This is a genomic window from Pseudomonas sp. NPDC098747 (assembly GCF_044760045.1).
In the GTDB taxonomy this organism is placed as follows: Bacteria; Pseudomonadota; Gammaproteobacteria; order Pseudomonadales; family Pseudomonadaceae; genus Aquipseudomonas.
In genome coordinates, this window is the sequence record NZ_JBIWAL010000037.1 from 23,422 (window position 1) to 44,251 (window position 20,830).

General features: G+C 58.0%; 19 protein-coding genes. 4 read left to right on the forward strand and 15 right to left on the reverse strand.

Going from position 1 to position 20,830, the window contains the following annotated elements; all coding sequences use genetic code 11:
• Nucleotides 1-249 precede the first annotated feature (249 nt).
• The 6 genes from ACIQVE_RS20450 to galE form a co-directional block, all read right to left on the reverse strand.
• Nucleotides 250-2,328, reverse strand: a complete 2,079-nt coding sequence (locus tag ACIQVE_RS20450) for a YjbH domain-containing protein (protein ID WP_402811392.1) — start codon at nt 2,326-2,328, stop codon at nt 250-252.
• Nucleotides 2,325-3,086, reverse strand: a complete 762-nt coding sequence (locus ACIQVE_RS20455; protein ID WP_402811393.1) for a capsule biosynthesis GfcC family protein — start codon at nt 3,084-3,086, stop codon at nt 2,325-2,327. Before ACIQVE_RS20455 ends, ACIQVE_RS20450 begins: the two co-directional genes overlap by 4 nt.
• Nucleotides 3,083-3,748, reverse strand: a complete 666-nt coding sequence (locus ACIQVE_RS20460) for a YjbF family lipoprotein (RefSeq protein WP_402811395.1) — start codon at nt 3,746-3,748, stop codon at nt 3,083-3,085. The genes ACIQVE_RS20455 and ACIQVE_RS20460 overlap by 4 nt, the downstream gene beginning before the upstream one ends.
• Before the next feature lie 11 nt (nt 3,749-3,759).
• Nucleotides 3,760-4,821, reverse strand: coding sequence for a polysaccharide biosynthesis/export family protein (locus tag ACIQVE_RS20465; protein ID WP_402811396.1), 1,062 nt, complete (start codon nt 4,819-4,821; stop codon nt 3,760-3,762).
• A 144-nt stretch (nt 4,822-4,965) separates the two neighbouring features.
• A complete protein-coding gene (locus ACIQVE_RS20470) occupies nt 4,966-5,202 on the reverse strand; it encodes a hypothetical protein (protein WP_016775457.1) in 237 nt (78 codons plus the stop codon).
• A 231-nt stretch (nt 5,203-5,433) separates the two neighbouring features.
• Nucleotides 5,434-6,450 carry a UDP-glucose 4-epimerase GalE gene (gene galE / locus ACIQVE_RS20475; RefSeq protein WP_402811397.1) on the reverse strand — a complete coding sequence of 339 codons (1,017 nt, stop codon included), beginning with the start codon at nt 6,448-6,450 and terminating at the stop codon, nt 5,434-5,436.
• Between the two features lie 390 nt (nt 6,451-6,840).
• Here galE and galU point away from each other — a divergent pair, with 390 nt between their 5' ends.
• Entirely contained in the window at nt 6,841-7,674 is an 834-nt protein-coding gene (gene galU, locus ACIQVE_RS20480; protein WP_402811399.1) for a UTP--glucose-1-phosphate uridylyltransferase GalU, read from the forward strand.
• Nucleotides 7,675-7,721: 47 nt separating this feature from the next.
• On the forward strand, nt 7,722-8,132 hold the full coding sequence (locus ACIQVE_RS20485; protein WP_402811401.1) for a mannose-1-phosphate guanylyltransferase: 411 nt from the start codon (nt 7,722-7,724) through the stop codon (nt 8,130-8,132).
• 56 nt (nt 8,133-8,188) lie between these two features.
• On the opposite strand, the gene ACIQVE_RS20490 is transcribed toward ACIQVE_RS20485, so the two are convergent.
• The 8 genes from ACIQVE_RS20490 to ACIQVE_RS20525 form a co-directional block, all read right to left on the reverse strand.
• Complete coding sequence (locus tag ACIQVE_RS20490) at nt 8,189-9,310, reverse strand: SGNH/GDSL hydrolase family protein (RefSeq protein WP_402811403.1); 1,122 nt, start codon at nt 9,308-9,310, stop codon at nt 8,189-8,191.
• 198 nt (nt 9,311-9,508) lie between these two features.
• Nucleotides 9,509-10,558 carry an acyltransferase family protein gene (locus ACIQVE_RS20495; protein ID WP_402811405.1) on the reverse strand — a complete coding sequence of 350 codons (1,050 nt, stop codon included), beginning with the start codon at nt 10,556-10,558 and terminating at the stop codon, nt 9,509-9,511.
• Nucleotides 10,559-10,570: 12 nt separating this feature from the next.
• Nucleotides 10,571-11,674 (reverse strand): hypothetical protein, encoded by a 1,104-nt coding sequence (locus ACIQVE_RS20500; protein ID WP_402811406.1) that lies wholly within the window; start codon nt 11,672-11,674, stop codon nt 10,571-10,573.
• Nucleotides 11,665-12,897 carry a polysaccharide biosynthesis C-terminal domain-containing protein gene (locus ACIQVE_RS20505; protein WP_402811407.1) on the reverse strand — a complete coding sequence of 411 codons (1,233 nt, stop codon included), beginning with the start codon at nt 12,895-12,897 and terminating at the stop codon, nt 11,665-11,667. Before ACIQVE_RS20505 ends, ACIQVE_RS20500 begins: the two co-directional genes overlap by 10 nt.
• Nucleotides 12,894-14,006 (reverse strand): polysaccharide pyruvyl transferase family protein, encoded by a 1,113-nt coding sequence (locus ACIQVE_RS20510; RefSeq protein ID WP_402811408.1) that lies wholly within the window; start codon nt 14,004-14,006, stop codon nt 12,894-12,896. The genes ACIQVE_RS20505 and ACIQVE_RS20510 overlap by 4 nt, the downstream gene beginning before the upstream one ends.
• Nucleotides 14,007-14,021: 15 nt before the next feature.
• Entirely contained in the window at nt 14,022-15,104 is a 1,083-nt protein-coding gene (locus tag ACIQVE_RS20515) for a glycosyltransferase (protein WP_402811410.1), read from the reverse strand.
• Between the two features lie 27 nt (nt 15,105-15,131).
• Nucleotides 15,132-17,360, reverse strand: coding sequence for a polysaccharide biosynthesis tyrosine autokinase (locus ACIQVE_RS20520; protein ID WP_402811412.1), 2,229 nt, complete (start codon nt 17,358-17,360; stop codon nt 15,132-15,134).
• A 39-nt stretch (nt 17,361-17,399) separates the two neighbouring features.
• A complete protein-coding gene (locus ACIQVE_RS20525; protein WP_402811414.1) occupies nt 17,400-17,840 on the reverse strand; it encodes a low molecular weight protein-tyrosine-phosphatase in 441 nt (146 codons plus the stop codon).
• 291 nt (nt 17,841-18,131) lie between these two features.
• Between ACIQVE_RS20525 and ACIQVE_RS20530 the strand changes: the two genes are divergently transcribed.
• The gene (locus tag ACIQVE_RS20530) at nt 18,132-19,094 is read left to right on the forward strand and encodes a cellulase family glycosylhydrolase (RefSeq protein ID WP_402811416.1); all 963 of its coding nucleotides are present in this window, start codon (nt 18,132-18,134) and stop codon (nt 19,092-19,094) included.
• A 202-nt stretch (nt 19,095-19,296) separates the two neighbouring features.
• Nucleotides 19,297-20,223, forward strand: a complete 927-nt coding sequence (tal, locus tag ACIQVE_RS20535; protein WP_402811418.1) for a transaldolase — start codon at nt 19,297-19,299, stop codon at nt 20,221-20,223.
• 216 nt (nt 20,224-20,439) lie between these two features.
• On the opposite strand, the gene ACIQVE_RS20540 is transcribed toward tal, so the two are convergent.
• Nucleotides 20,440-20,830, reverse strand: a 391-nt coding sequence (locus ACIQVE_RS20540) for an STAS domain-containing protein (RefSeq protein WP_402811420.1), incomplete at its 5' end; no start/stop codon positions are given.

A 20,830-nucleotide genomic window follows, 5' to 3' on the forward strand; every position in this document is an offset into this window, starting at 1 on the left:
CCCTTGTAGGAGTGAGCCTGCTCGCGATGGCGGTATATCAGGCGACGTTGATGTCGGCTGCTCTGGCGCTATCTCGAGCAGGCTCACTCCTACAGGGGTTTGTGGTGGACAGGTATTTAGAGTTCGACAGATGGACCTGTGGGAGTGAGCTTGCTCGCGAAAGCGGTAAGGCAATCAACATCAATGCTGAATGTGCCGACGCATTCGCGAGCAAGCTCGCTCCCACAGGGACCTTTCTTTTACCCGGGCTTACTCAGCGATCTTCTCAAAGTTGCGATAGAACATATCGTCATCGCGGCTATCGGTCATCGAGTGCAGTTGATACCCGCGATTGAGCCGCGCGCCGCCGTCTCGAGTCAGCGGTGCCCACACCAGGTTGGCGCGGCGCATGGTCGACATGCTCATCATTTCGTCGAACGGAATCGACAGGTAGAGCCCCTTGTCGAAGCTACCTTCACCGTACTCGGCGCTGCTGGCCGTGGTAATGGTCGCCCAGCCTCCGAAGCGTACGCCATTGGAAAACTCGCGGGAGATGTCCAGCGTGCCACCCCAGTCACCGGCCAGGTAACGGCCGACGCTGACAGCCGCCAGCATGTCGTATGGCAAGTCGGTATAACCGGTGACATGCCCGGTCACTACCGAGTAATCGCGCAGGCCAAAACCCTGATCGTATTCTCGCTGGCGCACGTAGTTGAGGTCCGCGCCCACCGACCAGCGCTCGCCAGTCGGACGGAACAGCACCTCGCCACCTACCCCGGCAAACATCGACTCCAGATAACCGCCGTAAACCATGCCATACAGGTCTTTATCCAACTGCTCGGCATGGCTCAGCTGGAACATCGGCATGGTCACTTCGGAATCGGTCAGGTACTGACGCATATCCGTGCGCACACGCGGCAAACCGCTAGGCGCGTCGTAGGTGAATTTGTCGAAGTTGTTGATCAGGTTGGCGCTGAGCAAACCGTTCCACCAGGTGTTGCGGTTGAAGCGGTACTCGGCGTCCGCGTCGGCACTGATTTGATAGAGAAAACCATCCGGGCCGCCGACGTTTTGCTTGAAGCCCAGACCCACACCATAACTGAAGTGCTGCGGCGCTTCGGTGTAGAGGGTTTTCTCGTTGTGCGGCATCGCCGGATTGATCTCGGTGGTGCGGTGCAAGGACAGCAGCGGCTCCTCGTTGTTGATCACTTCACGAAAGGTGTCGCGCGGCACGCTGGTTTCTTCCAGCGGCAGGTCATACCGCTTGTTGACCACCGTGAACCAGTTGATGTCGTCGTTGACGCTGTTGTCGAGTATCCGGCTCGCCCGGCCGACCGCTTTGGACGAATGGAAATATCGCTGCTGCTCGCCATACACGATCAGCTCGGAATCGCGCTGGGTAATGCGCTCGACCTTGTAGCCCGCGTTCTGCTGCAAACGTTGCGAGACGTTGGCCCAGTCGACCTGCTCCATCGAGGTGGTGGGCATCTTCGCCGGTAGCGGTTCCGGGGTTGGGTCGTAGGTCTTGGCCGGTGCCTTGCGGCTGACGAAATTGGTGTGAAAGGTCACACCGAACATCGCCGTGTTGCCGCGCTCCCACGCCGCAGTGACGTCGATCGAATCCGCGACCTTGAACACGGCGCCGAAGTTAATCGGCGAGTCCTGCTCGATCACGTTGTCCTTCGGCTCGTGCTTGTAGTCATTGCCTTCATATTCGAGTTTCAGGCTGAGGCGATCCCATGGCGTCTGATAACTCACGCCGCCGAAGAATGAAGGCTTGCCGCGAAAGTACGAACCGGAGTTGACGTCACCGGTGCCTTCGAGGGCCGGGCGGGTATCGAAGCGACTACTGACATAGCCCAACGGGTTGTCGATGTCGCCGCGATTACCCAGATAACCCCAGGCAATGCCGGCGCTGAAATCGAAATTGTCGTAGCGTTTGTTGGCCACGAAATATTCACTGGAGAACAAACCCGTACCGCCGATATCTCGAAAGCCCAGCGCCACATCGGGCAGCCAATGGCTTTCCTGCCACAGCCGGACTTTGGCGTCGACCGCCTTATCCTTATAGCTTTGGCTGCCGCTGAGGGCCTCGGAGCCGTACGGCCGGTTGGTGATTGCGGTGTAGCGAAACGAGCCTTCGAGCCAATCCAGCGGCTGCAACGAAACGCTGTAACGACTGTAAGGCTCGGTGCGGTTGGCGTTGACGCTCAACTCGCCGGCCGGGGCCATGCGCGCTGTTGGCGTCTGCAACAGGCCCGTACCACCGAAGTCATTTTGAGTAATGCGTGGCTCGGCATGAGCCAGACCAACGGGCAATAACAACACAGCTGCAAAACGAAAATTCAACGAACCACCTCAGGCAATTGCGTGGCAATCAATTCGGCCAACTGCTGATTCAGTTCAGGAAGAGGCGGATCAAGATCATCATTTTTGACCGGCACCAGAATCTTGCTGCCGGCGACGGGAATGTGCCCGCTCTCACGATTCCAGTGCGCAATACCCACGCGCCGCGAAACGCCGTTGGGCTGGATCAGCCACAGGTAATCGGCTTCGGCATCGCTCAGGATCGAACAGCCTTGGAGGTATTCGCGGGCCTCCTGCAACGGTTGATACGGCAAGTGGCAAGGCTCGGCGACAGCACCGAGCACTTCAACTTCGTCGACGCGCTTGGGGTAGATCAGGCGATCGCCATCGTCCAGACGAATGTTGCGCGCGAAGCCGACTTCCACCGCGACCGGGTCGAGATCGGCGATCTGCCGGCCAGTCACTGGCATCTGCCGGACTTGCTCGGTCAGCCGCTGCGCCAGCGCCACACGGCTCGGCATGTCGAAGAGCAAGGCCATGCGCTGCAAGACGTCGAGATCGAACAGCACGCCAGCCTTGAGCCGCGCCTGCTCTTCCAGCAACGACTGGCGCAGCAACACACCCGCCAGCCAGTAACCTTCGGCGTTGGGCACGGCCTCGTTGATCACATCAAGCAGTCGTCCACCCTTCGGCAGCTCGACCGGCCCCGGATTGGCGACGTCACCGCTGACGATGACCGCTGCCTGACTCACACTACCGATCAGCAGCAGACACGCCGATAACGCCCTGAAGCGCTTCACGGCAGATGCCTGCGATCAGGGGTCAATTGCACGATTCTCACACGCAGCTGCGAGGTCAGTTGCTGTTCACTCTTGAGGATGAAACCGTCACGCGGATCGACCCAATAACGATTGGTCGCACGCAGGCCGATGGCCGGGGCGTCAATGTGCTCATCGACACGTAGCACGGTGTATTCCTTGTTGAGAATGTCGAGGGTTTCCGTCGAGCGGCGGGTGAAGCGACTGTTGACGATCACCCCGACTTCCTGCCCCTTGTAGAGGTCGATCCAACGCCGAGTGGTAAAGCCATCGGCGACTTGATGCAGGCCTGACTTGAACGGAGAATCATCCGCCAGACGCGTGCCATCAAGATCGCCCTCAAGGCCCAGGCCAATGCTGCGCACGGCCAGGCCATCGCGCAGCAGCAACACTTGCTTGCCGGAGGCAACCCAGAACTGCAGATCTTCACGCTCGCGCACCAGCGCCAGCACCCCGGAGCCGGACGGCGTGGTCAATTTGAGTTGCGGGTAATTGACCTCGGCCACCTGGGCCGGCGTCACGTCCACTTCATCCGGGCCGATCACGGCCGATTTGAGGTTGTTCAGCGACGCGCTCATCAGTGGGTTGCAACCACACAACAACAGGGCCGCCATCAGGCAGACGCCAACTTTCAACGTGTTCACAGTCGGCGGCCTTATTTGCTGTTGCTGCTGTATTCGCTCCAGTTCTTCGCAGCGGAAGCCCCGGTCCCGACAATCGACGCCGACGGCACCAATTGGCTGATAAAGCGGTTCCAACGCGTCACGTTCGCCGGCCCGACATACACGACGTCCTGCGGCTGCACCTGGAAGTGTGTGGCCAGCGCCATGGCGGTCGGCGACTCGGCGTTCAACTGGTAGATTTTCGCCGGCTCGACGTCGAGGTTTTCCACGCCGCGAATGACATAGACCGCGTTGCCGTTAGAGGTGGTCTGGCTCAGGCCACCGACCGAACCGAGCACATCGGAGAGGTTCATCGTCGCCGTCTTGAAGCTCAATGCGCGCGGCTGGTTGACCTCGCCCATGACGTAGATGCGCTTGTTGTCGTTGTACGGCAGGTACAGCTGATCGCCGCCCTTGAGGTACACGCTTTGCAGCTCGGAATCCTGTTGATTGAGCGAGTCGAGATTGAGCGGATACACCCGCCCGTTACGCGTCAGCAGCAGGCCAGACAAGTCTGCGTTGTTGGTATCGATGCCGGCCGAGCCCAGGGCTTCGACCACGCTCAGCGGATTGGTCGAAATCGCCTGCGGACCGGCCTTCGTCACGGCGCCGCTGATCACGACTTTCTGACTGGCGAAACGCAACACGGCGACGTCCACCTGTGGCTCGGCGATGAACGCCGACAGCCGTTGTTCGATGTCTGAACGCAGTTGCTGGATGGTCCGGCCAGCGGCCTGGACTTCCTTGATGAACGGGTAATACAGCGTGCCATCGGAACGCACCAGACGGCCGTTGGCATCGATCTGTTGCTGCGCGCCGGACGGCGCCGTCAGCTCGGGGTGATCCCAGACCGTGATGTACAAGACATCGTTATTGCCGATGCGGTACTCGGCCGGGGTCGTCAACAACTCCGGCGGCAGCGACGTGCGCTTTTGCGTGGCGCGGGTCGTGGAGATCAGCTTGGGGGTGATCGGAATCAGCTCGACCCGGCTGCTTTCACTGGCCCCTTGGCGGGTGATGTCACTGGTGCTCAGGTATTGGCCGGGGGAAAACATGCAACCTTGTAAAGCGAGACTTGCCAACATTAAAAGAGAAAAACTACGAGTCATAATGGCACTACGCTATTCAAGGGCGAATCTAAAAAAGAAGTCACCCGACTTGCGTCGGGCGACCCTGTACTGCACTAACAAAAACTGCTGTTAGTTATGCGTGCCGGTTGTACCGGTGGTACCCGTCGTACCGGTGGTACCGCCGTTGGCACTGCCACCGCTGTTGGACGCCGCTACTGCACTGGCGACCATTGCAGTACTGGCTGCAGGGGCTTGCGAAGCCGCTACACTACCGCCCACATTGGTCACCGCAGTAAGCGGCGCTTCAGCTGCGGCAGCCCAGTTGCTCAACATCGTCAACAGGGCAACTGCCATTACTTTTTTCATATCAACTCCTTTCTAACATTCGACCTGTTAAAAACCGGCCGGCGCTAGAGGTGGTAGAGTTCAAGTCCGCGAAAAATGCGAACAAGATCCGTTGTTCTTTCACAGTCATACGCAACTGATAAAAGTCGAACGGCAGGTTTATATCTACGGACTTGCAAAAGGCATTTCCAGCGTATTTTCCCGACGATATCTAACACCTGACCGAAACTAACATTCGGCATCAAAACGACATTATCGGAGATAGCCCTTCGGATGGTTCGATTGCCAGCGCCAAGTGTCGGTGACCATGTCTTGCAAGTTGCGCGTGGCTTTCCAGCCCAGCTCTTTCGCAGCCTTGGATGCATCGGCCCAACTCTCGGCGATATCCCCCGAACGTCGCGGCATTACCCGATATGGCACCGGTTGTCCGCACGCCTGCTCGAAAGCATGCAACACCTGCAACACGCTATAGCCGTCGCCGGTGCCGAGGTTCCAGGTATGAATACCGCTGCGCTCACTGATCGACTGCAATGCTTTCAGATGTCCATCTGCCAAGTCGACCACATGGATGTAATCACGCACGCCAGTGCCGTCGACCGTGGGGTAATCGTCGCCGAAGATCGACAACTCTTGCAGGCTGCCCACCGCGACCTGGCTGATATAAGGCAGCAGGTTGTTAGGAATGCCATTGGGGTCTTCGCCCATGTCGCCGCTGTGATGCGCGCCGATCGGGTTGAAGTAACGCAGCAAAGCGATGCTCCAGCGCGGCTCAGACTGACACAGATCACGCAGGACGTTTTCGACAATCAGCTTGGATTGCCCGTAGGGATTGGTCGGATTGCAGGTGGGGAAGTCCTCGCGGATCGGCATCTGCGCCGGCTCGCCGTAGACGGTGGCCGATGAGCTGAACACGAGGCGAAACACCCCCGCCGCCGCCATCGCCTGACACAGCGTGATGCTGCCGCTGACGTTGGTCTCGTAATATTCAAGCGGCTTGCGCACGCTCTCGCCAACCGCTTTGAGCCCGGCGAAATGCAGCACGCCGTCGATGGCATGCTCGTGGAATATCCGGTCAAGCAGCGCCCGATCGCAGACATCACCGCGAATCATCTGCGCACTTTTACCGCAGATGGCTTCCACCGCGTGCAGTGCCGCGTCGCTGCTATTGCAAAGATTATCCAGCACGACAACTTCATATCCTGCTTCAAGCAGCGCAAGTGTGGTGTGCGAGCCGATATAGCCGGCGCCACCGGTTACCAGAATCTTCATAGCGCGGTCCGTGATTGGAGAAGTAACAAGTAGCGTGTCAAGCCTGTTGTTGTGGAGATGTGTCGCAATCCACACAAACCAGGCGACAACAACCGAAAACAAAACTAGTTCAATGACTGGCAATAAATATTTTTGCAGGTCACACTGTATTGTCTGGTACTTATTAGCACTGCACGTGCGCTCATCACTATCAGCAGATACCGACTAAAAATAACTAATAATGCACTAGCCGACATCTCATAACATTGTCGCGCTTTAGCGCTGCATTTAATTGCTATCAACAACCTGACTCAGGTATTAAAGCAGTCGTTCAATAACTATTGAAACTTGCACTCCTTCGTTAGTGCGCGCAGCCGTTGGCTGTGTTCCATGACTGTCCAGGATACTTTTATGATTCGTAAATGTTTGTTCCCCGCCGCCGGATATGGCACGCGTTTCTTGCCGGCCACCAAAGCCATGCCGAAAGAGATGCTGCCGATCGTCAACAAGCCGTTGATCGAGTACGCCGTCGAAGAAGCGCGAGACGCCGGCCTGCAACACATGGCAATCGTCACCGGCCGGGGCAAGCGTGCGCTGGAAGATCATTTCGACATCAGCTACGAACTCGAACACCAGATCCGCGGCACCGAGAAAGAGAAATTCCTCGCCGGCACCCGCGAGCTGATCGACACCTGCACCTTCTCCTACACCCGTCAAGTGGAAATGAAGGGCCTGGGTCACGCGATTCTCAGCGGTCGTCCGTTAATTGGCGACGAGCCGTTTGCCGTGGTGCTGGCCGATGACCTGTGCCTGAACCTGGAAGGTGACGGTGTGCTCACGCAGATGATCGAGCTCTACAAGAAATTCCGCTGCTCGATCGTTGCGATCCAGGAAGTCCCGGCCGATCAGACCCACAAGTACGGCGTGATCGCCGGCGAGCTGATTTCCGAGGGCATTTACCGGGTCAACAATATGGTGGAAAAACCGGCGCCGCAGGATGCGCCGTCGAACCTTGCGATCATCGGTCGCTACATCCTGACGCCAGACATTTTCGACCTGATCGCCGACACCCAACCGGGCAAGGGCGGCGAGATCCAGATCACCGACGCACTGATGAAACAGGCGCAAAACGGTTGTGTACTGGCTTACAAGTTCAAAGGTATGCGCTTTGACTGCGGCGACGCCGAGGGCTACCTGCAAGCGACCAACTTCTGCTACGAAAACGTCTACCTCAAGGGCCGCTGAGACGGCTCCAACCCCCACCGCCCACTCTTCATTTCAGGCAGGCCTCTATGAACATTGCACAACATTCGGCAGACATTGAACGTGAGGTGGGCAACCTCGGGGTGATGAGTTGGTTGTCGCGCCATCAGCCGTTGCCCAGCGCCAACGAGTCCTGGCTGGGCAGCATTTTGCTGGTGGAGCGCATCGGCATGTTTCCTTCGTCCGGCGACATTCGCCGACCGATGGCAGATCCCTATCCCCTGCTCGCTCACCTGAAAAAGCTCTATGGCGAGCAGGCACTGGAGATCGATGACCACGATGGCCTGAAAGTGATTTTCAGCGATTGGCGCTTTCGGGTGCGAATCTGCTGCAACGACCCGGCGATCATCATCAACGTGGAGACGCGTTGTGATACACGGTTGATGCCGCAGAAGCTTGCGGAGTTGTTGGGTCAACTGGACGGGTTCGAGAAGGACTGAACGTCTCTTGTAGGAGCCGCCGAAGGCTCGGGTAGCGTTCGGCAGCTACTACAGGTTCACTTGTCGCAACGGTCCTTGGCGCCAGTGATCCAGCCATAGAAATAATCAGCAATCACCTTACCGCCCGTGGCCGGCACCGGATGAATCTTGTCAGGGCCGATCATCGCGGCCGCGTAGCGCTTGACGTCGCTGCCGAACGCGCATTGCAGATTGGCGTAACCCAGATGCTGTGCCTGAGCCCAAGGCTGCAAAACCTGCGCATAAGCCGACATGGGGTAAGCACTCGAACGCGTGGTGTCCTGACGCATAATCAGGTTGATGCTAGCCGCCGGATGGATCTCGCGGATCATTCCCACCAGCCCCTGCACGTTGTGCAAATACGCCTCGGGCTTCACGCCAAAGCCCTGATCGTTGCCACCGAGCATGATCAGGTAAACGTCGGCGGGAATCTTCGAAACGGCGGATTTCCACTGAGTCTGCCAGCTTGCATCGCGGTGATAAAAGTCAGCGGACGCTGCACCGGAAGCCGCCAGTTTGGACACGCGCACGCCGTGCTGATCGTTGCTCATCCACACGCCGAACAAAGTGGGCGAGCCTTTCACCACTTCCAGTTTGAACGCCCAATCTGCCGTTGCCGGGGTGTCTGGCAATGGCACTTGCTGAACGCCTGTGCCCGCTAGCGTCAGGGGTTTCCAGTCTTCGGAGGGTGTCCAGCGATAGTGCACTTCGCTGGATTCGCCGTTACCGAGATAGAGCAATTTGGCTTGCGTGACAGCCGTGCTGATTCTGGGTGTCGGGCTGGCATCGATCTGCAACCATGCGCCAGGGCGCCCCGTTACCGTGCGGCTATCGGGACTGGCCTGACCTAGACCAGAGACTTTCCAGCCTCCGCCAAAATACTTCTCGCTGCTGCGGGTGTATTTGAAATGGGTTCCGCCCAGCGCTGCGCCGTGGTTGAAACCGACGTAGCCTGGCCCGGCGAAACCCACCTCCCCGGCCACCCGTTGCACCAGTTTGTTCAAATAGAAATCCTGTCCGGCGCTGTAGCTGTCGCCGATCACCGAGACCGACAACACCTTGCCGGCCTTGCCTTCACGCCACTGCGCAAAACGCTCGCGCGCATCACCCACTTCGACCACCGCGGCCGCAACCGGCTGGGCGTCATCAACTGCCAACATGGATCAATTCCTTCATTCAGTGACGGCCCTTTCGCGAGCAAGCTCGCTCCCACAGGGTTTGTGGTCATCCATTAAATCTATGTATACCAATAATCCTGTGGGAGCTGGCTTGCCAGCGATGTCGGTGGATCAGGTAATGAATCTGTGCCTGACTCGGCCCCATCGCTGGCAAGCCAGCTCCCACAGGGATGGTGTGACTTACAGGGATGATTGGGTTGGCACCACCGGGGTGATGGGTTCCAGTGGTTTTTTGCTTGCCGCCCGCTCACCGAGAAACAACACAGAAGTGAAGTTGAATCGACTGAAAATCATCGACAACACCACCGGCCCCAGCAACCCACACGCCACGCCGCCGAACACCAGCAGGCTCTCATCCTTCACGCCCAGACGCCCCAGGACAAACCGCGAAGTCGCGGCGAACAGCACATGGAACAGGAAGATCGCATAGGAATACCCGCCCAGCCACGTCAGCCCTTTCGAACGCATATCACTCGACAGCAGCGCGAAGCAGGACACGCATCCGACCGTCAGACCAATCAGACTACGGCGATCAACAATCAGCTCGCGATCAACTGCCGCCACGTACAACAGCGTCAACGAGATCAACACAAACACCAACGGCCCGATCACCTTGAATCGCTGCCTCAATGCGTCGACGTTCTCCTGGCCAATCATCCCCGCCACGAAAAACGGCAGCAGGTAGATCGCGCCGTTGATGCCGAACGCATCGAAGGTGAACGGTGGCAGCAGAAATATCGCTGCGGCAAAGGCAAACAGCAGATACAGCCGCGTGGGCGAGCGCAGCAAACCACGCCACTCCAGCAAGCCGACGAACATGAAAATGATGAACACGGCCTGCAAGAACCAGAAGTGGTTGATCGGCACCCAGAACGACAACAAAGCGTCGATCACACCGACGTCTTTGTTCACCCCCGGGCCGACCGCTTGCAACACCGAGAACGGCACACCCACGCAAAACAGCGGCACGATCAGCCGTCGGACCTTGCCGGAAAAGAACGTGGAAAAGTCATTGCCACGGATTTTGTAGATGGAGTAGATGTAGCCGGAAATAAAGGTGAACAGCGGCATGCGCACGTACACCATCGAGTCGGCGAGCACTCGAAACGGCGAGCCCAGATCGATTTTCAAGCCACCGCCCAACGGGCCGATGACGTGATAGAGCACCAGCAGCAGGCACGCCAGGCCGCGCAGGGTTTCGATCTCCAGGGACTTTTTCTTGCTAGACATAAAGCACCTGCCTCAATTCAGAACTCTTGATTCAACCTGCACCGGTTTGTTCGCGCGAAGCATCAAACCGAGGCCCACGAACAACACCGGCACGACCATCGAGAAGTGCCGGGCGAAGGAACCGAAATCCGGTTCGAACAAACCCTGCACCAACAAAAACGCCAGCGGGATCGCGATCAGTTCCTTGGGTTTAGTCTGGATCGGCGTGCCCTTGTAATCGGTCGAAGTGATGACTTTGAACAGCAGCAGCGCGGTCATGATCATCAGTGCGACGAAGATCGCCTGGCCCGGCCCAGACAGCAGAATCAACTCAACGGGGAACGACAACCGGAAGAAGATGATCATCGAGTCCAGCGCTTGCGAGACGAAGTCACTGCCGCTGAGCCACGACACGATCAGCGATTTCGAGCCCTCCTCCCCCGCCGTACGCAACTCATTGTTACTCGCACGAATCGACGACACCGGAAACCCGAGCGCCAACTGAATCGCCGTGGCGACCGCCAGGTAGAACAGGAACAGCATCAGGAAAAAGGTCATGCGCGAGACGTACTTCTTCATCACGCAGACGCCGACCCAGGACAGCGAAAACAGAATCCAGTAGGGCCGGATCAACACGCCATAGATGACCGCCGAAAGGAAAAATCCGCCGCGATATTTACGCGTCAACGAGCTGAGCAAAATGCTCAGAACCGCCACCGATACGATAATTTCCTTGGTCAGGTTTTCCAGAAAAAACGAGCGAACGATGCCCCACAGACACAGGGTGCCGAAGATCGCCAGCGGCATACGCCGGAACACCACCACCGGAATGGCCGTGAGGAAAAAATTGCAAAACATCCCGTAGGCCCAGGCATTGGTCAGATCGATCCCGGTGGGCCGCAGCAGGAACGCCGAACACTCGTAGGACGATCGATCCGGCGAGAACGGATTCCAGAAATTGCAATTGTCGGCTCGCGCGTAGGACGACCACAACGTCATGGCATCCGGGCCAGGCGCGCGAGGCACCAGCAGCGGCATGGCCACCGACAGAAACAATCCGGTGAAAAGGATCAGGAACGAGACGTACGAATCGAGTTTCTTGCCACGAAACTCGATACAAGGCAGCTTCAGGCCCATGACAGACCGGCCTTCTTCGCGCCGGTTGCTCGGGTCAACACGGCAATCACGCCAAGCTGCACGATGATCGCGAAGACGTTGCCCCACGCCGCGCCATAGATCGAATAGTGCTTGATCAGCAGGTAGCTGACCGGCACCGAAATCAGCAAGCAGATTGCCGCGCTGGCGAGAGACACGCGGCTGTTTTTCGAGGCAATCAAACCGCCCCAGACGATGTCGCCGATCGCGCGCAGGGCGAAGGAAAAAATCAGCACAGCGAGGAGCGCGTTATCCGGACGCGGCACGCTGGTGGCGACGTAATCGAGCACCACGTTAAAGAACAGATAAATCGCCACCGCCACCGCAGCGGACACCACCAGCGAACGCATGACCCACTTGTTGACGAACAACTGCCTGACCGTGAACGCTTGCTGATCGGCCTGAAATCGCTTGGCCAGCACCGGAATGCCAACCACTGCCACCACCGCGTAGGACAACGCTTGCAAGGTGTTGGCCGCTGACCACGCGTACACGTACTTACCGAGGCTGGCGTAGGGTTCAAGGTCGATGATCAGAAAGCGTTCGGCGTACTGACTCAGCGCGATCAGACCGGTGCCGAGGTAAAACGGTAACCCGGCTTTCCACACAGTCGCGGTGGCCAAGGTTCCGGCTTCTCGCCCGCGATGCACGTTCACCACGATCAGGTAACCGGCGATGATCACCAGCACGTTGGCGCCAACCCACAGCCACAATACGCTGACGATCCCGGACACCCAACCGAGCATCATCCCGCCCACGGCCAACAACGCCCACAGGCCGGTCTTGATGAAGAACAGCAACGCGCCCGCCGTGGCTTTCTGTGCGGAAAACACGAACGAGTTGATTTCGAACGACAGGTGCTCGGTCAGCAAAACCAGGGTCACGCAGAGGATCAGCGCCATCGGCGCCTCGACCGCCTGGAACAGTGAGTAAATCAGCACTGTCACCACCGATAACACCAGCCCTACCGCGAGGTACAGCAGCAACACCTTGTCGACGACCCGGCGCGAACTGCCGCCGACACTGATCAGCCGATTGATTTCCGAACTGAAGCCGACGCTGTAGAACTTCGAGGCAATCAACGACGCCGCGACCACCACGCCGTAAAAGCCCAACGCCTCATAACCGAGGTAATGAGTAATCGCCAGCACCAGCAAAAACTTCGCGCCCAATGCTCCGCCGCGAAGCAGTAGCCGAAATATCATCGAACGATCCCTTTGATGATCTCGTCCATGGCCACGGTTTTTGCCTCGATCTCGCGGCAAGTGTCGGTCAGGCGTTTGCCGAAATTCGACAGCGCGTTCGGCGCGTAAACCGTGTTGATGATGGTGTCGACATTGATGTCGCCGCCATTGATCACCCAGTCCTCGACGCCCATGTCCTGATAGGCGCCGAAGCCTTTGCGTTCGTAGCTGATGTGGTACGCCGGCACGCCCGAGAGCAGCGATTCGATAGCGCCGTGCAGGCGCACGGAAATCACCAGGTCCGGTTGGTATTTGGCAATTGTCGCCTTCAGTGACAGCAAGTCTTCGCTGATGCCCAGTTCGCGATAGAACGCGCCGTCATCGTTGCCTCGCACGGCACTTTGCACGGCGCAGACCACTTTGCTTTTGTTCTTCAAGCGCTGCAGCAGCACCTTCAGATTGGCGACGTAGGCGACTTTCTTTTCCTTGCTCCACTCCGGCGGCTTGCGCAGTACCACGCACACCGTGGCCGGCGACGCAGCGCAGCGGGTGAACTTGGGCTGAGCGAGGATTTTGCTCGCCAGAGATTGCACTGCCAAGTCCGGCGCGCGGTAGACGTTTTCATAGGCATCGAAGATCGCCGACGAGCGATTGTCGCGCACGAACACCGCGTCGGCGCTGGCGTAATGCTCGACGATCTTACTGCTTTCGCCATGGAACGGGCCGATGCTCTGCGGCAGGTACACCGACGGCACTTTGCTGAGGATCGCGGTTTCCAGTTGCTTGGCATGGCCGAGTTTCAACTTGATGTGTTCGAAAGCACTTTTCGAACGCATGTAACCGCCGCCGACGCCGACGATCAGGTCGGTTTTGCGCAACAGATCGGCGAGTCCTGCGTAGGACTGATTGAGAAACACCGCTTGCTTGACCCGGCCCAACCCTTTGGCCGCCATCACTGGCGCATCGAAACGTGGGTGCGGCAGGTAGCTGAAGGATTGCGGATCGGAGGCCACGACGCTGATCGCGGTGTCATCACCAAAGTTGCGCTGCACCAGGGCAATCGCCAGATCGACGAGCAGACCGTCACCGGAGTTGGACGCACTGTAGCCATGCAAAATCGTTACGTTCATAAGCTTGAGTTCTACTTAATAAGTGGGAGCGCGATACAAATCGTAGGTCTGGCGGATCATCAACGCGGCGCTGAAACGCTCGCGGACAATGCTGCGACCTTCGTTGCCGAGGTCGAGCAAGCGCGGCTTCTGGATTTTCGCCAGCACATCGGCCAGCGCCTGGTGATCACCCGTCGGGAAGACATAACCGGACACCTCGTTGCTGACCAGTTCGGGCAGCGACGTGCAGTCACTGGCGATCACCGGCAGCCCCATGGCCATGCCTTCCAGCGGCACCATGGCAAAACCTTCCCAGCGGCTCGGGACGATCAGTGCATCGGCTTGTTGATACAGCGCGTGCACTTCGCTCGGCGTCACCCACGGCAGGTATTCAACCGAATCCATTGGCGGGCACTCGACCGAGTCCTCGTTGACCGCACTGCCAACCACCGTCAGTTTCAGATCGTTGCGTTGCACTTTGGCGTAGGCCTTGAGCAACACGTCGAAGCCTTTCTGGTAGTCGAGACGGCCGACGAACAGCAAATGAATCGGCTCGGGGTTGGCGGGTTTCACCGCGTCGTCCCGGCGATGAATGCCGTTGTAGATCAGGCGCATGCGCTTGCGCTCGATGCCGAAACGCGCGGCTTTATCGAGTTCGTACTGGCTGACGCAAATGATCACGTCGGTGACCTTCTGCAAGACGCGCTCGATCCACGCATAGACTTTCTGCTTGATCGGCGAGCTTTCCATCAGGAACGAAAAGGCATGCGGGCAGTAGACGACTATCGGCTTGCGCCACGGTCGTAACAGCACGCAAACGCAACGGCCGATCACCCCGGAAAAGGTGCTGTGCAGATGCACCACATCGGGTTTTTCCTTGAGCATCACCTGCGCCAGGCGCCAGGCGAAACGCAGCAGCGACGGCACGTTGCGCCCGGTTCGGGCGAAGGTGCGGATCTGCTGCGCCGCGATGCCGTGCAGTTCTTTTTCCTGATCCTGCGGGACCAGATAGACCAACTGGTAATTGGCAACATCGTCTTCGGGCGACGTCGAAATCGTGCGAATGACCGTCGCCACGCCACCTTTAATCGTCTCAGCTACATGCAGTATTTTTTTCACAACTCACCCACCTCATGTATGGACAATTCAGGATTTGTCGGACGCGTATTCGTAGTTGTAATAGCCGTAGCCGCCGTTGCCGTAGTAACTGGCCGCGCGCTTCTCGACGCCGTTGAACACCGCACCTTTCAACTCGATGCCGTTCTGGGCAAAGCGGCGAATGGTCAATTCGATTTCTTTGGCCGGGTTCACCCCGAAGCGCGTGACGATCAGGCTGATGCCCGCCTCACGGCCGACAATCGCCGCATCGGTCACCGCCAGCAGCGGCGGCGTATCGATGATCACCACGTCGTACAGCTCGCTGAGTTGCGCCAGCAGTTCGCGGAAGTTGGCGTGCATCAACAGCTCGGAAGGATTGGGCGGCACCTGCCCGCGACTGATGAAGTGCAGGTCAGCGCCCTCGATCTTTTTAATCGACTGCTCGATGGTGCAGCGCTTGACCAGCAGATCCGACAAACCATTGGTGATCGGTACGTCGAGGGTTTTGTGCAAGTGTCCTTTGCGCATGTCGGCGTCGATCAGCACCACACGCTGACCGCTTTGCGCCATGACGGCGGCAAGGTTGGAAGAGACGAAGGTCTTGCCAACCTGCGGGCTCGGCCCGGAAATCATGATGCGGTTGTTGGTCGAGTCCAGGCCGGCGAAGTGCAGGCAGGTACGCAGGCTGCGGATCGACTCGATGGACAGATCCGTCGGGTTGCGCAGTGCCAACAGGTACGCCGGTTTGTCCACGCCATCGCGAGCGCGCCCTTTTTTGCCGTCCTCTTCCTTTTGCAGCGCGCTGTAAGGAATCGACGCGTACACCGGCAAACCAAGTTGCTCGATGGCCTCCGGCCCTTCCAGACCACGGCTGAGGGATTTGCGCAGCAACACCAGGGCGACGCCGACGAAGGCGCCGAGGAAGGTTGCGATCAGCACGATCAGGGCTTTTTTCGGTTTGACCGGGCTGGTCAGGTCGACATCCGCCGTGTCGATCAAGCGCACGTTGCCGACTGCGCCGGCGCGGACGATGTCCAGTTCCTGGGATTTGTTCAGCAGCTGCGTGTAGATCTGCGAGGCCACTTCGACATCGCGGGTCAGGTTCAACAGCTCCTGTTGCGTGGCTGGCAAGTCCTGAACCTTGCCTTCAAGCGACTTCTGCTGCTGCGTCAATTCGCCGATCTGGCTCATCAGTGCGCGATAGGCCGGATGCTGTTTGGTGAACTTGCGATCCATCTCCGCCTGCTGCATTTTCAGCTCGGAAATCCGCGTTTCGAGCGCCACGGACTGACCGAGCACCGATTGCGTTTCCAGGGAGATGTTCACGGTCTTGCCGTGCGTCTGGTAGACGTTGAGCGCATCACTGGCCTTGGCCAGATCGCGTTTGACCTGCGGTAGCTGGCTTTGCAGGAACGCCAGGCTCTGCGCAGCTTCGGCTGACGTGCGACGCACATTCTGCTCGACGTACAGCGCCGCGATCTTGTTGAGGATCTTCACCGCTTCGGGCGCATCGGCGCTGGCCAGCGCGAGGCGGATGATGCCCGACTCCTTGCCCTGCTCGGAAATATCCAGCGCATCCTGATAGCTCTGGATGGTCACGATGCGTGGATTGCGCACCACCTGGAAACGCGTGCCAGGGTTGGCCGATAGCTGAGTGATCAGGCCTTCTACATCGTCTTGCGCGAAGGCTTCACCCGCAACGCCTTCCACCAGCAAGTTGTCGTTTTCATCGAACAGTTTGAAGTGATGCTGTTCGCCGGCAATCAGCGTGAGCTTCTTGCCCAACAGTTCTTTGGGCAGGTCGAGCTTGGCGATCTCGACACGCTCGCCGCCCCAGGCATAACTGTTCATGCCGAACCGTGGCGAGGCAACACTGGAATCGGTTTCGCCGCGATAACGACGGGCAAGAAAACCGCCAACCAGCGGAAAGGTGTTGGGGGTGACGTCGATATCCAGACGCAGGTCATCGACGGTTTTGCCGATCACCGCGCGGGACTTGATGATGCCGATTTCGGTCACCGACGGCGATTGCCCACCGAGCATGCTGTTGAGGTCGGAGAAACCGAGCATGTCGTTCTTTTTCGGTTCGACCTGCACCAGCGCGTTCGCCAGGTACACGGGCGTGGCCAACACCGCATAGGCAACGCCGGCGGCCATGAAGGCACCGGTGAACGCGCCGATCAACCATTTCTGGTCGATCAAACTGCCGAATATGCCGAGCAGATCAATACTGTCTTGATCGTTGTCACGGTTGGCGATTACTGACGGTAACTGCATAAGTCTGTTCTTACCATTCACTGATCTGAAGAATATTCATCAACGTACAAGACGTTGTGCCCATGCGCTGACAGCATCTTCAATCAATGCATGGGCATGAATAAAAGCGGCCTTGCCTTGACGGTATGGATCTTGTATTTCTCGCTCGCTCTGCCATTTGCCGAGCAGAAAGACTTTGCCCCGAGCATGGGAGGCAATGTTCAATACTTGGTTAACGTGTTGCTTTTCCATGACCAGAATCAGATCTGATTCATTGACGATGTCCGAGGTCAGTTGCCGCGCCTTGAAGCCCTCGGCGTTATGCCCGTGGTCTTCCAGAACCCGCCGCGCCGAGGCTTCGACGCCTTCTCCGACACGTGCCGCGAGGCCTGCGGAGGTCACCGAGATCGCTCCAGGGGCCAGCGCGTTACGCAGCAACAGTTCTGCGGTAGGACTTCGGCATATATTGCCAACGCAGACGACAAGGATCTTTTTGAACAAGGTTTACTTTCCTGTGTAATATCAAACTGCCAACATCTAGAGCGAACTTTAATGAACCCACTAGATCTTCCTGCACTCAGAAAATAGATTCGCCCTGTTAGTACCAGCACACTAAGTACCACAGCGCTTAAAAGCCCCCCAACCAGAATTAGCGGACTAAAAATAACTGTGATTTTCGCGCGATTTATTTCCGACAAAAAATAACATTCGCGCACTTCGCGGGATTGTTAGTTTCAAACAACAGATAACCAGAGAACTATTCGCCGTTGTCATTCTCATTGGAGAGCAGACATGAAATCAGCCCATCTCAAACGACTCAGCGCCTCGCTGCTGTTGGCGCTCAGTGCCGCACCTCAAGTGCATGCCAGTGAATTGTTTCCCAACCTCCCCGCCAAGACCGTCGGAATTCAGGTCAAGATCCAGAACTTTACTGCCGACGACGCCGCCCATATCAAAGCCGCAGGGTTCAGTTTTGTGCGCTTGGGCGTGTGGAGCGACAGCCTCAGCGCCAAGGCTTATCAGAAGCAGGTCAGCGATGCCTTTGCGGCTGCGCAATCCGCAGGCCTGCCGGTATTGCTGACCGTGCGCGCGATCAAACCGTTGACCCCGACACCCGCCAACACCGTTGCACTGACGAAAGCCGGCGAATCGTTTGCCACCGCACTCACGGGCCTGGAGAAAACCTACAGCACACAACTGGTCGCGATCGAGATCTGGAACGAGCCGGACCTTGCAACTTATTGGCCGACGCGCAACTTTGAGACGACGTTCGTGCCATTCATGAGCGCCGTGTGCAAGTCACTGCAGAACACATCGCAAACCACGCCAGTGGTCGGTTTCGGTTTTGCCCGGGCACCGACCGCAGGCTCGGCGTCAACGGTGGCGCTTAACAGAATCGTCAGTGAGTACCCGAAATGCCTCGATGCGATTTCCTATCACCCGTACAGCATGACGGCCACGCAAATCAGCAATGCACAGTCCTTTATCCAGCAAAACTTTCATCTACCGGGGGTCATCAGTGAATGGGGCGTATCGGCGCTGCGCTCCAACGGCGGCAACGACGGGCAGGCCAGCAAGGTCAGCGCGTTTATTGCCGATGTGAAAAAGCTCAACATCCCGCTGACGTCAATCTACGAATGGCGAAACAGTGAGTCGGGCAGTAACGAGCGCGAGAAAAACTTCGGCCTGCTGACCTCGGGGGGGCAACCGAAGCCGGCGAAAATGGCCGCCGGTATGCAATTGAATGCGCAGTAGGCCTCGTGCGATTGATCTCTACGCAGGTCAGTTGCTTTGAACCTGTGGGTGGTTTTGGAATCGTATTCATCGATACCGCGCCCCGCCTTTCAAACAATCGTTTTCAGGTTGTTGCCTCAGGGGCCATCGATCCACGTACGCGCCCTTGAGTGGCTGTCAGCGCTCGGGTAATGTCGTCAGACCCACAGGACAGAGCACACCCATGACTTCCAAGCTGGAACAACTGAAACAAATGACCACCGTGGTTGCCGACACCGGCGACTTCGAAGCGATTGCCCGGGTCAAACCGGTCGACGCCACAACCAACCCTTCGCTGCTGCTCAAGGCTGCGGCCATTCCCGCTTACGCCGAGCTGCTGAACGCCTGTGTCAGCGACTGCAAGGGTGATGTCGGCCTGGCCAGCGACCGCTTCGGCGTTGCAGTGGGTCAGGAAATTCTCAAAGTGATCCCGGGCCGTATCTCCACCGAAGTGGATGCGCGCCTGTCGTTCGATAAAGACGCCGTGCTGAAACGGGCGCATCGCCTGATCGAGCTGTACGACAAGGCCGGCATCGGCCGCGACCGCGTGCTGATCAAGATTGCTTCGACCTGGGAAGGCATCCGCGCCGCCGAGGTGCTGGAGAAGGAAGGCATTCAGACCAACCTGACTTTGCTGTTCTCCTTCGCCCAAGCGTCGGCCTGCGCCGATGCCGGTGTGTTCCTGATCTCGCCGTTCGTGGGCCGCATCTACGATTGGTACAAAAAGGCCAACGGCAACGACTACACCGGCGCCGATGATCCGGGCGTGCAGTCCGTGACGCGCATCTACAACTACTACAAAGCCAATGACTACAAGACTGTGGTTATGGGCGCGAGCTTCCGTAACCTCAACCAGATCGAGCAACTGGCCGGCTGCGACCGCCTGACCATCAGCCCGGACCTGATCGACAAACTGGCGGCCGACACTGGCAAGCTGGAGCGCAAACTGGCGCCGGGGCACGCGGGTGAAGCGCGCCAGAGCCTCAATGAAGCGCAGTTCCGCTGGTTGTCCAACGAAGACGCGATGGCCACCGAGAAACTGGCTGAAGGCATTCGTCAGTTTGCCCGTGACCAGGAAAAGCTTGAGGCGTTGTTACAAGCCAAGCTGTGATCTGAGTAGCTGAAATGCAAAAAGGGCGAACCTGACAGGTTCGCCCTTTTTTATTGGTTAGATGCTTAGGAATGTAATGTCTGAGCCGACGCCTTCGCGAGCAAGCTCGCTCCCACAGGAAATGTGGGTGTATGGAAATGCTGTGTTCGCCACATAACCCTGTGGGAGCGAGCTTGCTCGCGAAGAGGCCAGCCCAGCCAACATCGCTTCAGGTGATCAATGGCGTTCGAGGGCATTCACCAGATCGTGAAAGGCTTCACGATTGGAATCGTTCAGCCCCATGAGGATCTTGTGCGCTTCCAGCACCTTGATCCGCACCACTTCTTCCGACTGATCCTGATCCGGCAGGTCATCGAGGCACTCTGGGCACGGCACGGGGTGGTTGACGATGTTGAAGACCTGTTCGAAGCCCATCGATTGCAGCAGACGGGTGATGTCATCGTGGGTGGTGACGACGGTCGGCAACAAGCCGACCTTCTGCCGCGACAGGATCGACAGCTTGGCCAAAAGGCCCAGCGTCGTGCTGTCGATGCTGCGGGTTTCGGTCAAATCGATCACGATCGCGTTGAAATTCAGCGCGGTGAAGATTTTCTCAATAGTCGCATCC

Excerpts from the sequence above, each read along its gene's own strand:
- ACIQVE_RS20490 (WP_402811403.1), bottom strand. The coding sequence starts at position 9,310 with ATGTTGGCAGTTGATGACGCCCAGCCGGTTGCGGCCGCGGTGGTCGAA.
- galE (WP_402811397.1), bottom strand. The coding sequence starts at position 6,450 with ATGAAGATTCTGGTAACCGGTGGCGCCGGCTATATCGGCTCGCACACC.
- ACIQVE_RS20465 (WP_402811396.1), bottom strand. The coding sequence starts at position 4,821 with ATGTTTTCCCCCGGCCAATACCTGAGCACCAGTGACATCACCCGCCAA.
- ACIQVE_RS20510 (WP_402811408.1), bottom strand. The coding sequence starts at position 14,006 with ATGAACGTAACGATTTTGCATGGCTACAGTGCGTCCAACTCCGGTGAC.
- ACIQVE_RS20520 (WP_402811412.1), bottom strand. The coding sequence starts at position 17,360 with ATGCAGTTACCGTCAGTAATCGCCAACCGTGACAACGATCAAGACAGT.
- tal (WP_402811418.1), top strand. The coding sequence starts at position 19,297 with ATGACTTCCAAGCTGGAACAACTGAAACAAATGACCACCGTGGTTGCC.
- ACIQVE_RS20485 (WP_402811401.1), top strand. The coding sequence starts at position 7,722 with ATGAACATTGCACAACATTCGGCAGACATTGAACGTGAGGTGGGCAAC.
- galU (WP_402811399.1), top strand. The coding sequence starts at position 6,841 with ATGATTCGTAAATGTTTGTTCCCCGCCGCCGGATATGGCACGCGTTTC.
- ACIQVE_RS20505 (WP_402811407.1), bottom strand. The coding sequence starts at position 12,897 with ATGATATTTCGGCTACTGCTTCGCGGCGGAGCATTGGGCGCGAAGTTT.
- ACIQVE_RS20500 (WP_402811406.1), bottom strand. The coding sequence starts at position 11,674 with ATGGGCCTGAAGCTGCCTTGTATCGAGTTTCGTGGCAAGAAACTCGAT.
- ACIQVE_RS20495 (WP_402811405.1), bottom strand. The coding sequence starts at position 10,558 with ATGTCTAGCAAGAAAAAGTCCCTGGAGATCGAAACCCTGCGCGGCCTG.
- ACIQVE_RS20470 (WP_016775457.1), bottom strand. The coding sequence starts at position 5,202 with ATGAAAAAAGTAATGGCAGTTGCCCTGTTGACGATGTTGAGCAACTGG.
- ACIQVE_RS20530 (WP_402811416.1), top strand. The coding sequence starts at position 18,132 with ATGAAATCAGCCCATCTCAAACGACTCAGCGCCTCGCTGCTGTTGGCG.